This window comes from Mycoplana azooxidifex (genome assembly GCF_014196765.1).
GTDB lineage: Bacteria > Pseudomonadota > Alphaproteobacteria > Rhizobiales > Rhizobiaceae > Mycoplana > Mycoplana azooxidifex.
Window position 1 is genome coordinate 112,398 of sequence record NZ_JACIEE010000001.1, and the last position, 12,510, is coordinate 124,907.

At 64.0% G+C, this 12,510-nt stretch carries 12 protein-coding genes; all 12 read right to left on the reverse strand.

All coding sequences use genetic code 11. The annotated features are described in order from the left end of the window. Nucleotides 1-305: 305 nt before the first annotated feature. The 12 genes from lipA to GGQ64_RS00580 all read right to left on the reverse strand — a co-directional run bounded on the left by lipA (nt 306) and on the right by GGQ64_RS00580 (nt 12,340). Entirely contained in the window at nt 306-1,280 is a 975-nt protein-coding gene (gene lipA, locus GGQ64_RS00525; RefSeq protein ID WP_183797787.1) for a lipoyl synthase, read from the reverse strand. A gap of 38 nt (nt 1,281-1,318) precedes the next feature. Further along, nucleotides 1,319-1,564 carry a GlsB/YeaQ/YmgE family stress response membrane protein gene (locus GGQ64_RS00530; protein ID WP_183797789.1) on the reverse strand — a complete coding sequence of 82 codons (246 nt, stop codon included), beginning with the start codon at nt 1,562-1,564 and terminating at the stop codon, nt 1,319-1,321. Between the two features lie 471 nt (nt 1,565-2,035). Then, on the reverse strand, nt 2,036-3,481 hold the full coding sequence (lpdA, locus tag GGQ64_RS00535) for a dihydrolipoyl dehydrogenase (protein WP_183797791.1): 1,446 nt from the start codon (nt 3,479-3,481) through the stop codon (nt 2,036-2,038). A gap of 100 nt (nt 3,482-3,581) precedes the next feature. After that, nucleotides 3,582-3,842: an HP1242/YdcH family protein gene (locus GGQ64_RS00540; protein WP_183797792.1), complete on the reverse strand. Its 261-nt coding sequence runs from the start codon at nt 3,840-3,842 to the stop codon at nt 3,582-3,584. 76 nt (nt 3,843-3,918) lie between these two features. Next, complete coding sequence (locus GGQ64_RS00545; protein ID WP_183797794.1) at nt 3,919-4,560, reverse strand: SGNH/GDSL hydrolase family protein; 642 nt, start codon at nt 4,558-4,560, stop codon at nt 3,919-3,921. A gap of 17 nt (nt 4,561-4,577) precedes the next feature. After that, entirely contained in the window at nt 4,578-5,918 is a 1,341-nt protein-coding gene (locus GGQ64_RS00550) for a pyruvate dehydrogenase complex dihydrolipoamide acetyltransferase (RefSeq protein WP_183797796.1), read from the reverse strand. Nucleotides 5,919-5,933: 15 nt separating this feature from the next. Beyond that, a complete protein-coding gene (locus GGQ64_RS00555) occupies nt 5,934-7,325 on the reverse strand; it encodes a pyruvate dehydrogenase complex E1 component subunit beta (protein ID WP_183797797.1) in 1,392 nt (463 codons plus the stop codon). A 19-nt stretch (nt 7,326-7,344) separates the two neighbouring features. Continuing rightward, the gene (gene pdhA, locus GGQ64_RS00560) at nt 7,345-8,391 is read right to left on the reverse strand and encodes a pyruvate dehydrogenase (acetyl-transferring) E1 component subunit alpha (RefSeq protein WP_183797799.1); all 1,047 of its coding nucleotides are present in this window, start codon (nt 8,389-8,391) and stop codon (nt 7,345-7,347) included. A gap of 148 nt (nt 8,392-8,539) precedes the next feature. After that, complete coding sequence (locus tag GGQ64_RS00565) at nt 8,540-8,848, reverse strand: FtsB family cell division protein (protein WP_183797801.1); 309 nt, start codon at nt 8,846-8,848, stop codon at nt 8,540-8,542. A gap of 341 nt (nt 8,849-9,189) precedes the next feature. Continuing rightward, on the reverse strand, nt 9,190-10,464 hold the full coding sequence (eno, locus tag GGQ64_RS00570) for a phosphopyruvate hydratase (protein ID WP_183797803.1): 1,275 nt from the start codon (nt 10,462-10,464) through the stop codon (nt 9,190-9,192). A 144-nt stretch (nt 10,465-10,608) separates the two neighbouring features. Then, on the reverse strand, nt 10,609-11,448 hold the full coding sequence (gene kdsA / locus GGQ64_RS00575; protein ID WP_183797805.1) for a 3-deoxy-8-phosphooctulonate synthase: 840 nt from the start codon (nt 11,446-11,448) through the stop codon (nt 10,609-10,611). 1 nt (nt 11,449) lies between these two features. After that, nucleotides 11,450-12,340, reverse strand: coding sequence for a VOC family protein (locus GGQ64_RS00580; RefSeq protein ID WP_183797807.1), 891 nt, complete (start codon nt 12,338-12,340; stop codon nt 11,450-11,452). Between the last annotated feature and the right edge of the window lie 170 nt (nt 12,341-12,510).

Below are 12,510 nucleotides of genomic sequence, written 5' to 3' on the forward strand. Positions count from 1 at the left end.
GCATGTCGCGCAAAAGTGTGCTGCGGTTTTGCGACTACGACATGCGCAAAAATCAAGGATCTAAAGCACGGGAGCGAACCTGAAAGATCGTGATATGCTTTAGCGCGTGAACTGCTGCGCAAAAGCCACCCGCTTCCCCGCGTGGGCAGCCGGGACAGCCTACGCCTGCAAGGGCGGGCAGACAAATCCTTTTGATTGCCGGCACTGCCTCGGCACAAGGCAGCACGAGGCCGCGGGTGCGGCGCAGCCTTGCCGAAAGACCGCGCCGCCGGATGGCGTCACATCACGGAGGACGGTGCGAATGGCTATTCCGCAGCGGCCAGAAGCTTCTTCTCGCGGGCGGCCCGCAGGCGGGCGAAATCGTCGCCGGCATGGTGCGACGAGCGCGTCAGCGGGCTCGACGCGACCATCAGGAAGCCCTTGGTGTAGGCGACCGTCTCGTAGGACTTGAATTCGTCAGGGGTGACGAACGCCTCGACCTTGTGGTGCTTGCGGGTCGGCTGCAGGTACTGGCCGATCGTCAGGAAGTCGACATCCGCCGTGCGCAGGTCATCCATCAGTTGCAGCACCTCGTTACGCTCCTCACCGAGGCCCACCATGATCCCGGACTTGGTGAACATGGTCGGATCCAGTTCCTTCACCCGCTGCAAAAGCCGGATGGAATGGAAATAGCGCGCACCCGGGCGAACCGTCAGATAGTTGCCGGCGACCGTCTCCATGTTGTGGTTGAAGACGTCGGGCTTGGCGGCGACGACCCGCTCCAGCGCACCGGGCTTCTTCAGGAAGTCGGGGGTGAGGATCTCGATGGTGGTGGAAGGCGACGCGGCACGGATCGCCCAGATCACCTTCTCGAAATGCTCCGCGCCACCGTCCTCCAGATCGTCGCGGTCGACCGAGGTGATGACGACGTGGCTGAGGCCCATCTCCCTGACGGCCTTCGCCACGTTCTCCGGTTCGGCCATGTCCAGCGCGTTCGGCTTGCCTGTCGAGACGTTGCAGAACGCGCAGGCGCGCGTACAGATCTCGCCCATGATCATGAAGGTGGCGTGCTTCTTGTCCCAGCACTCGCCGATATTGGGGCAGCCCGCTTCCTCGCAGACCGTCACCAGTTTGTTTTCCTTCACGATGGCGCGCGTCTCCTGGTAGCCCTTGGAGACCGGCGCGCGCACGCGGATCCATTCCGGCTTGCGCATGACCTCGTTGTCGGGACGATGTGCCTTTTCCGGATGCCGGAGCCGTTTTTCGTCGCCGGGGATCGTCCTGTCGAGAATGGTGACCATCAAAACCTGCCTTCAGCCGCGTGCTACGCGGATTTTCGTCAACGCCGGACGAGCTTGGCGACAAATAGCAAAATGCAGGAGCCGACGAAACCCTGCACCAGGTAACCCAGCCACCCGCTGGCGACATGGACGTTAGCGGCATCGAAGACCGCATTCGCCACCACCGCGCCGACCATGCCGATCACGATATTCATGAAGATGCCGAACCGGATGTCCATCAGCTTGCCGGCAAGCCAACCCGCCAGACCGCCGATGATGATCCCCGCCAACCAGCCCACTTCCATTCGGCATTCCCTTCGCATTCGTTCATCGGGCGGTACTCGCGCCGCCCAATCGTCATATGGGCGAGCCTATCGCCCCCTACAATGTGGCACGCCGCAAACGACGCTTCAGTCTCGCTGCCACCCTGCACGACACGTCCTCAACTCCCGTCATGCCGGACTTGATCCGGCATCCAGCCCGCGCAAGTCATTGCGCGAGAAATGCATTCCCTGCGCCGCGGACGCGACGCCGCTGGATCCCGGATCAAGTCCGGGATGACGGTTGAGAGTGGCTGACCGCTTTGCCCCAACCGCGAGAACCTGCGTCCGCGCCCCTCATCCGCCTGCCGGCACCTTCTCCCCGCAGGCGGGGAGAAGGACGGATGCCGCAACACCTCCGTCGATCGCCAGCCGCGCGTGGGCCACGTCCCCTCTCCCCGCTTGCGGGGAGAGGGCTAGGGTGAGGGGCAGCCCGAGAGGTTCGCTTGCCTTCCCTTAAGCGTTCAGCGCCCGCCCGTAAGCATCAAGCACGCTTTCCTTCAGCGTCTCCGAGATCGTCGGGTGCGGGAAGATCGTGTGCATCAGTTCTTCCTCCGTCGTCTCGAGGTTCATCGCCACGACGAAGCCCTGGATCAGTTCGGTCACCTCGGCGCCGACCAGATGGGCACCCAACAGCTCGCCGGTCTTCTTGTCGAAGATCGTCTTCACCATGCCCTGGTCCTCTCCAAGAGCAATGGCCTTGCCGTTGGCGACGAAGGGGAAGCGGCCGACGCGGATATCGCGGCCCTGCTCCTTGGCCTTGGCTTCCGTCAGCCCGACCGAGGCAACCTGCGGATGGCAGTAGGTGCAGCCGGGGATCTTCAGCTTGTCCATCGGATGGACGTTCGGCAGGCCGGCGATCTTCTCCACGCAGATCACCGCCTCGTGCTCCGCCTTGTGCGCCAGCATCGGCGGACCGGCGACATCGCCGATCGCATAGATGCCCGGCACGTTGGTCTTGCCGTAGCCGTCGATGGCGATGAAGCCGCGGTCGGTCTTCACGCCGAGAGCCTCCAGCCCGATGTTCTCGATGTTGGCCTGCACACCGACGGCCGAGATCATCCGGTCGGCGGTGATCTTCTCGACCTTGCCGTCCTTCATTTCCACATGGGCGGTGACCGAATTGGCGCCCTTCTCCACCTTGGTGACCTTGGCCTCCAGATGGATCTTCATGCCCTGCTTCTCGAACTGCTTCTTGGCGAGCGCCGAGATTTCCGCGTCCTCGACCGGCATCACCGTCTTCATCACTTCGACGACCGTGACGTCGACGCCGAGCGTGCGATAGAACGAGGCGAACTCGATACCGATCGCGCCCGACCCCATGACGAGCAGCGACTTCGGCATCGCTTCCGGCTTCATCGCCTCGAAATAGGTCCAGATCAGCTTGCCGTCCGGCTCGATGCCGGGCAGCGCACGCGGGCGGGCGCCGGTGGCGACGATGATGTGCTTGGCGGTGTAGGTGCCTTCCGGCAGCACATTCTTCGGCAGCGGCGCCTGCGGCTCGACCGGCGTCTTCGAAGTCTTGGAGACGACGATCTCGCCGGGTTTGGTGAGTTTCGCCTCGCCCCAGATGATGTCGACCTTGTTCTTCTTCATCAGGAAGCCGACGCCGCCGTTCATGCGGCTCGCGATGCCGCGCGAGCGGGCGACGATCGCCTTCAGGTCCGGCGTCACGCTGCCTTCGATCTTGATGCCGTAGTCGCCCGGATGCTTCGCGTAGTGGAAGATCTCCGCCGAGCGCAGCAGCGCCTTGGTCGGGATACAGCCCCAGTTTGAGCAGATGCCGGCCAGGTGTTCGCGCTCGACGATCGCGGTCTTCAGGCCAAGCTGGGCGGCGCGGATCGCGGCGATGTAGCCGCCGGGACCCGAACCGATGACGATGACGTCGTAGGCATTCGACATGAGCGCTTCCACTCCTCTTTATCTCTTCTGCGGGCAAAGGCCCCGCTCCGGGGACCGCGCGCCCTTCGTTGCAAGAGGAGCGGAAGCTGCCTTCCGTCCCTCAGGGAAGCTCGTCTGCGGCCTCAAACCGCGTCAGCGTCCCGTAGATCTCGTCCTTCAGCCGCATCCGTTCCTTGCGCATGTCGGCCATGCGAAAATCGTCTGCGGGCTCGATATCCGTCTCGGCCCGATGGATCGCCCGGTTCACCGCATCATAGGCATCCGTGATGCGGTGAAAGTGCCCGTCGACCTCCCGCAGGTGCCGGATCGTGCCGACATGCTCCGGAAATTCCTCTGCCAGCTGGTGCGGCGTGTTCGACATGGTCGCATCTCCTCTTCGAGTTTGATGCGACCAGCCTAGCCTACCCGTCCCCCTGCTCCTTGATCCCCGTCAACCCTCAAAGCCCGAGCATCATGCGCACCACCGGCTCCAGCCCGCGTCCGATCGCCCGTGTGTTCTCGGCGTCCAGATGCACGCCGTCGAGCGGCGACGTCTTCGCCACCGAGCCCGCGTCGAAGAAGCCGCAGCCCTTCTCGTCGGCAAGGTCGGCATAGAGTGTTGCCAGCATCGCCGACTGCTCGACTCCGCCCGAAAACATCGCCGCGAATGCCGTGTTCGCCGTCTCGCAGAGCGGCGGCGGCGAGACGATCAGGATCTCCGGCTGCTCCGTGCCGTCGAAGGACCAGGCATGGTGCCGCACCAGCTCGACCAGCCGCTCCATGCCCCGCATCGCGCCGAAGGCCGTGCCGCAGACGATAGGCTTCATGTCGTTGGCGCCGAGCATGATGACGACGAGGTCGATCGGATCGTGGCTGTGCAGGATCGTCGGCAGGATGCGCGCGCCGTTCCTGTCGCAATCGGCGAGGTTGTCATCATAGGCAGAGGTGCGGCCGTTCAGCCCCTCGACGATCACCTGCACGCCGGGCCCGAGCGCCCTTTGCAGCACGCTCGGCCAACGGTCCTCCGGCGCATGGCGCCCGAGCGTCACCGCGTCATAGCCCCAGGTGAGGCTGTCGCCATAGCAGAGGACCGTTTTCATGGCCGAATCTCCGCGCGTTAGACCAGCATCCCGATCGGACTTTCGATGTAGCGCTTGAACGCGCTCAGTAACTCCGCTCCCAGCGCGCCGTCGACGCAGCGGTGGTCGGTCGAGAGCGTGACCGTCATCGCCTGGACGATGACCATCTCGCCGCCCTTGACGACGACGCGCTGCTCGCCCGCGCCGACGGCCAGGATCGTCGCATGCGGCGGGTTGATGACGGCTGCGAAGTTCTTCACGCCCATCATGCCCATGTTGGAGACCGAGGTCGTGCCGCCCTGGTATTCCTCGGGCTTCAGCTTGCGTTCCTTGGCGCGCTTGCCGAGGTCCTTCATCTCGTTGGAGATGGCCGACAGGCTCTTCGTCTCCGCATGGCGGATGATCGGCGTGATCAGGCCGCCCGGGATCGACACCGCAACGCCGACGTCCGAATGCTTGTGCTTGACCATCGCGGCATCGGTCCAGGAGACGTTGGCATCCGGAACATCCCTCAGGGCGAGCGCCATGGCCTTGATCACCATGTCGTTGACCGAGAGCTTGTAGGCCGGCTTGCCGTCCTTCTCGTGCGCGGCGGAGTTCAGTTGCGCCCGCAGCGCCATCAGCGCATCGAGCTCGCAATCGACCGAGACATAGAAGTGCGGCACGGTCTGCTTGGATTCCACCAGCCGGCGGGCGATCGTCTTGCGCATGCCGTCATGCGGCACGAGCTCGTAGGAGCCTTCCTCGAACAGCTTCAGGACAGCATCGTCGGACGCGCCCTTTGCCAGTGGTGCGGCAGGCGCAGCAGCGGCAGCAGGCGTTGCCGCCTTCTTTGCGCCACCGCCGGAAACGGCGGCCTCGACGTCGGCCTTGACCACGCGGCCATGCGGACCGGAGCCGGAAACCGCCGAAATGTCGATCCCGGCTTCCTTTGCCAGACGTCGGGCCAGCGGAGAGGAGAAGGTGCGATTGCCGTCCGCCTTGGCGGCGGGAGCAGCCGCGGCAGGTGCCGATGGCGCCTGGGCCGGCGCAGCCTCGCTCTTTGCGGCAGGCGCGGGTGCCGCGGCCGGAGCCGCTTCCGCCTTCGGTGCCGGAGCGGCGGCGCCAGCACCACTGGCGGCAGCCTTCACGTCCTCGCCGTCCGCGGCAAGCACCGCGATCAGCGAATTGACCTTCACCCCTTCGGTGCCGGCCGGAACGACAAGCTTGGCGACGATGCCCTCGTCGACGGCCTCGACTTCCATCGTCGCCTTGTCGGTCTCGATCTCGGCGATGACGTCACCGGACTTGACCGTGTCACCCTCCTTGACGAGCCACTTGGAAAGGTTGCCCTCCTCCATGGTCGGCGAAAGGGCAGGCATGGTGATGTTGATCGGCATGTCTCCACCCTCCCGTTACTTGTAGCAGACGGTCTTCACCGCCTGGACGACTTCACCGACGTTCGGAAGCGCGAGCTTCTCGAGGTTCGCAGCATAGGGCATCGGAACGTCCTTGCCGGCGATCGTCAGGATCGGCGCGTCCAGGTAGTCGAAGGCCTGCTGCATGACGCGGGTGGCGATCTCGGTGCCGACCGAATTCTGCGGATAGCCTTCCTCGACGGTGACGAGGCGACCGGTCTTCTTCACCGATTCGATGATCGTCGGCAGGTCCATCGGGCGGATGGTGCGCAGGTCGATCAGTTCGACGTCAATGCCGTCCTTTTCGAGTTCCACGATCGCCTTCGTCGCATAGGTCATGCCGATGCCGAACGAGACGATGGTGACGTCCTTGCCGGTCTTGTGAATGCGCGCCTTGCCGATCGGCAACACGAAATCATCGAGCTTCGGCACGTCGAAGTGCTGGCCGTAGAGGATCTCGTTTTCCAGGAAGATGACGGGGTTCGGATCGCGGATCGCAGCCTTCAGCAGGCCCTTGGCGTCGGCTGCCGTATAGGGCATGACGACCTTGAGGCCCGGGATGTGGCTGTACCAGGCGGCATAGCACTGCGAGTGCTGGGCGGCGACGCGGGCGGCCGCGCCGTTCGGGCCGCGGAAGACGATCGGCGCACCCATCTGGCCGCCGGACATGTAGAGCGTCTTGGCGGCCGAGTTGATGAGCTGGTCGATCGCCTGCATGGCGAAGTTGAAGGTCATGAACTCGACGATCGGCTTCAGGCCGGTCATCGCCGCACCGACGCCGACGCCGGCAAAGCCGTGCTCGGTGATCGGCGTATCGATCACCCGGCGGTCGCCGAATTCCTGCAGCAGGCCTTGCGTGATCTTGTAGGCGCCCTGGTACTCGGCCACTTCCTCGCCCATGACGAAGACGTCGCCGTCGCGGCGCATTTCCTCGGCCATGGCGTCGCGCAGCGCTTCGCGCACGGTCGTGGAGACCATCTCGGTGCCTGCCGGAATGTCCGGATCGGCGGCGATTTCAACCTTGGGCGCTGCCGGAACCGGTGCCGCCGGAGCAGCCTCAGCCTTGGCCGGCTCGACTTCGGCACCCTTCGGGCCGGCCTCGACCTCGTCCTCGCCGACGCCCTTGCCGAGCTGGTCGACATCTTCGCCTTCCTCGGCGAGCACAGCGATCAGCGCGTTGACCTTCACGTTCTCGGTCCCGGCGGGCACGACGATCTTGGCGATCGTGCCCTCGTCGACGGCTTCCACTTCCATGGTCGCCTTGTCGGTCTCGATCTCGGCGATCACGTCGCCCGCCTTGACGCTATCGCCCTCGTTCTTGAGCCACTTGGACAGCGTGCCCTCTTCCATCGTCGGAGACAGGGCGGGCATGAGAATATCGATTGGCATGGTGTTTCCTCCGCCCGGATCAGATCAGAATGTCGGTGTAGAGCTCGGATACATCCGGCTCCGGATCGGACTGGGCGAAATCGGCCGAATCGGCAACCACGTCGCGGACGTCCTTGTCGATCTGCTTCAGTTCGTCCTCGGAAGCCCACTTCTTCTCCAGCAGGCGCGCGCGAACCTGCTCGATCGGATCGTGCTCGGAGCGCATCTTCTGCACTTCGTCCTTGGAACGATACTTCGCCGGGTCGGACATGGAGTGACCGCGATAGCGATAGGTCAGCATCTCGAGGATGATCGGCCCCTTGCCGGAACGGCAATGCTCGACAGCCTCGTCGGCAGCAGCCTTGACCGCGCGAACGTCCATGCCGTCGACCTGGTAGCCCGGAATGTTGAAGGAGGCGCCGCGCTGGGAGAAATCGGTCTGGGCCGAAGAGCGCGAGACCGAGGTGCCCATGGCGTAGCGGTTGTTCTCGATGATGTAGATCACCGGCAGCTTCCACAGAGCAGCCATGTTGAAGCTCTCGTAGACCTGGCCCTGGTTGGCAGCGCCGTCGCCGAAATAGGCGAGCGAGACGTTGTCGTTGCCGCGGTAGCGGTTGGCGAAGGCGAGACCGGTGCCGAGCGAAACCTGCCCGCCGACGATGCCGTGGCCGCCGTAGAAGTTCTTTTCCTTGGAGAACATGTGCATGGAGCCGCCCTTGCCCTTGGAAAGGCCGCCCTGGCGTCCGGTCAGTTCCGCCATCACCCCGCGTGCGCTCATGCCGCAGGCCAGCATGTGGCCGTGGTCGCGGTAGCCGGTGATGACCTGGTCGCCGTCCTTCAGCGCCATCTGCATACCCACGACGACCGCTTCCTGGCCGATGTAGAGGTGACAGAAGCCGCCGATGAAGCCCATGCCGTAGAGCTGCCCGGCCTTCTCCTCGAAACGCCGGATCAGCAGCATTTCGCGGTAGGCGTTCAGATCCTGTTCCTTGGAAAAGTCGACGACGGTGCCGCCGTTGAAGTCTTTTTTGACAGGCCTTGCCGCTGATTTGCGGCTCGATACGGTCGCGGTCTTGCGCGGAGCCATACAATCCTCCCGAGTTTCTGCCTTTGGCGGCAACATAGGGGAAGAAGGCGGCCTCAGCAATGCCATAAATGCATGGCTAGCATTCGCCATAAATATTTGAAATTGTTCAAATATTTTGAATTAACTTACTTCCGGTTAATCGCCGAAATCAGTGAAAAATCACGATCTCGTCGGCCCGGGACATGTTCAGCGCGAAGCGCGCCTTCTCGTCCAGCATGTCCCTTTCGAGCGAGCCGTCGCTCATCAGCGCCACCTCGCGCTCGAGCCGCTTGCGCTCGGCAACGAGCACGTCGAGCTTGGCCTGCCGCGTGACGCGCGTTCGCTCGAACGTCTCCATCGCCCGCAGGCCGAAGTCGCCATGGACGGAATGATAGCTGAAATAGGACAGAAAGGCGACGGTGATCGCCGGAACGATGAACCGGCCGAGCCGGCGCTTCTTGTGATGCTTGGTCCACATGGAAAAGTCCCGATACGCAGTACACAGGGACTCTAGCGCCGATCGGTTAACCGAGCGTTGACCATGATGGAATTGCGGAAGGATATACCTGTCGGGAGAGCGCCCCTCATCCGCCCTGCCGGGCACCATCTCCCGCACGCGGGGAGAAGGAAGCATGTGGCGAGGCTGCGTCACCTCTCCAGCCATTCAGGGAATCGCGAGGACGCAAAGCGTGCCAAAGTTTTGAGATGATCGATGCAAAGGCCGCAACGTCGGCAGCTCATGCCGCGTCCCCTCTCCCCGCCTGCGGGGAGAGGGTTAGGGTGAGGGGCAATCGCCTCACCGGCAAATGGTCGGCCGTCTCAGCCGCGCAGGATCGAGCGGCCGGCGTACTTTGCCTGCGGGCCGAGCTGCTCTTCGATACGGATCAGCTGGTTGTACTTCGCGGTCCGGTCGGAACGCGCCAGCGAGCCGGTCTTGATCTGGCCGCAGTTGGTGGCGACCGCGAGGTCGGAGATGGTCGAATCCTCGGTTTCGCCCGAACGGTGCGACATCACCGCGGTGTAGCTGGCCTTGTGAGCGGTCTCGACCGCGTCGAGCGTCTCCGACAGCGAGCCGATCTGGTTAACCTTGACGAGGATGGAGTTGGCAACGCCCATCTTGATGCCATCGCGCAGGCGCGAAGAGTTGGTGACGAACAGGTCGTCGCCGACGAGCTGGACCTTGGAACCAACCTTGTCGGTCAGCGTCTTCCAGCCGTCCCAGTCGTCCTCGGCCATGCCGTCCTCGATCGAGAAGATCGGGTACTTGGCTGACAGTTCGGCGAGGTAATCGGCCATGGCACCCGGCTCCAGCGTGCGGCCTTCGCCTTCGAGCACGTACTTGCCGTCCTTGAAGAACTCGGTCGAGGCGCAGTCGAGCGCGATGAACATGTCGTCGCCCGGCTTGTAGCCGGCCTTCTCGATCGACTTCATGATGAAGTCGAGGGCTGCCGGCGCAGACGCCAGCCCCGGCGCAAAGCCGCCCTCGTCGCCGACATTGGTGTTGTGGCCGTCGGCGGCGAGCTGCTTCTTCAGCGTGTGGAACACTTCCGAGCCCATGCGGACGGCGTCGCGGATGGTATCGGCGCCGACCGGCACGATCATGAATTCCTGGAAATCGATCGGATTGTCGGCATGCGCGCCGCCGTTGATGATGTTCATCATCGGAACGGGAAGGACGCGAGCATTGGGGCCGCCGACATAGCGGTAGAGCGGCAGGCCGGAGGCGGCCGCTGCTGCCTTGGCCACGGCGAGCGAGACGCCGAGGATGGCGTTGGCGCCGAGGCGGGCCTTGTTGGGCGTGCCGTCGAGCTCGATCATGGCGTCGTCGATCTCGATCTGGTTCTCGGCCTCAAGGCCGCCGATCGCCTCGAAGATCTCGCCGTTGACCGCATCGACGGCGCGCTCGACGCCCTTGCCGAGGTAGCGGGTGCCGCCGTCGCGCAACTCGACCGCCTCATGCGCACCGGTGGAGGCGCCCGACGGGACTGCGGCGCGGCCGAAACTACCGTCCTCGAGATGAACGTCCACTTCGACGGTCGGGTTGCCGCGGCTGTCGAGGATCTCGCGGCCGATGATGTCGATGATTGCGGTCATGGTTTTCTTCCCTGTGTATGAGCGGGTCAGCGGTGATCTAATCGATTGAAAGCTCTTAGTCGAAGCCGACGGAATTGCAAGCTCGCCGTCTCCGGCTAGCTGAGCCTTGTGACACCATCGTGATGACGGTGCCACGAATCCCGGTCAGCCCTTGGCGACGGCGTCGAAGGCGAGCAGCTTTTCCAGAAGCCGCGGCATGTCCTTCAGCGGCACCATGTTCGGCCCGTCCGAGGGCGCGTTATCCGGATCCTCATGCGTCTCGATGAAGACGCCAGCGACGCCGACGGCAACCGCCGCCCGCGCCAGCGTCTCCACGAACTCGCGCTGGCCGCCGGAGGAGCCGCCCTGCCCGCCCGGCTGCTGCACCGAATGCGTCGCGTCGAAAACGACCGGCGCGCCGAGCGAGGCCATGATCGGCAGCGAGCGCATGTCGGAGACGAGCGTATTGTAGCCAAAGGACGCGCCGCGTTCGCACAGCAGCACGTTCGGATTGCCGCTCTGGGTGAATTTCGAAAGCACGTTCTTCATGTCCCAGGGCGCCAGGAACTGGCCCTTCTTGACGTTGATCACGCGCCCGGTCTTGGCAGCGGCGACAAGGAGGTCGGTCTGGCGCGACAGGAAGGCCGGGATCTGCAGGACGTCTACGGTCGGCGCCACCAGCCCGCACTGTTCCTCGGTATGGACGTCGGTCAGGACCGGGAAGCCAAACTCCTTCTTGAGATCGGAAAAGATCTCCATCGCCTTTTCCAGGCCGATGCCGCGCTTGCCGGAAATCGAGGTGCGGTTGGCCTTGTCATAGGACGACTTGTAGACAAGGCCCATGCCGAGCTTGCCGCACAGTTCCTTCAGCGTGCCGGCGATCATGAAGGCATGGTCGCGGCTCTCCATCTGGCAGGGACCGGCGATCAGCGTCAGCCGCTCCTTCTGCGAGAACGTGACCTTGCCCTTGCCTTCCCCGGCGGTGACGACTGAATTGGTTTCCATATCATTCTCCAAAGACGAAAAGGGCGCCCTGCCCTGGCGCGGCCGGCACCAGCAGGCGACCGCCGCGCTCCATATATTCGATGGCGTTGTCTTCCAGATGCCTGCGGCAGCGACCGAGATCGGTCACCCGAAATACCACCGCCTCGCCCTTCAGCCCGCGATCGGTCGATGCCGGGTCGATGCCATAGAAGCCCTGCATCCCGGCGAAATTGAGCACGCTGATGCGGCCGCGTGGCGTATCCACGCTCATGCCGAAGGAATGGGCCTCGACCTCGCGCTCGTCCGCGGCTGTCTGCAGCAGATACTGAAAATCAGTCGGGTTCTGCTCCGACAGTACGACCTCGGACAGCGCGACCGCGCCATTGGCATGCTGCCCCAGGGCCTTGCGGTCAGACGGCAGGGCGACGACACGCTGCGAGGAGAAGAAAAAGAAATCGGGCGCGCGCGCATCGGCGGCAAACGCGAGCCGGAAGCTGCCGGTGGCGCTGCTGCCGTCCGGCAGCAGCATATCGCGGGAAAATTCCAGCATCTCGCCACCCGACAGGCCCTCGGCGCGATAGCGGGCATCGTCGTCGCGCGCGTCGTCGGTCGCCATCGCAATCCCCGAGAAGCCGTCGGCGCCGCGGCGAAAGCGGAAGGCCTGGTCCCGTCCAACAAAGACGTTGCCGGCCCGCGCTGCCGCCTCGCATTCCTCCCGGTTGGCGATCCCGAGCGGCTCCAGATAGCTGCCGTCACCGAGAAACACGCAGCAGTTTTCCGTCCCGAAGGGATGGCGCGCGTCGGCCGCGACGGTGAACCCCAGCATGGTCAGCCGCTGCCGTGCCGTTGCGATCTCGCAGACCGGCAGGATCAGGTGATCGATCGGACGCGCTGTCCTGGGCTTCGCACTCATGAAGGTGATCCGGGCTCATCCATTGGCCGTGCTTTGCCCTTTTTGAGACTGCATTGCAAGGGCGGCACGCGCGTGCATGCGCATGGGCGAAAAAGCTGCCGCTAAACTACCGTAACGTCAGGCTGCAGGACGGTTCCAACGGTTCAAAAAAAGCTGTTGATTACCTCCGG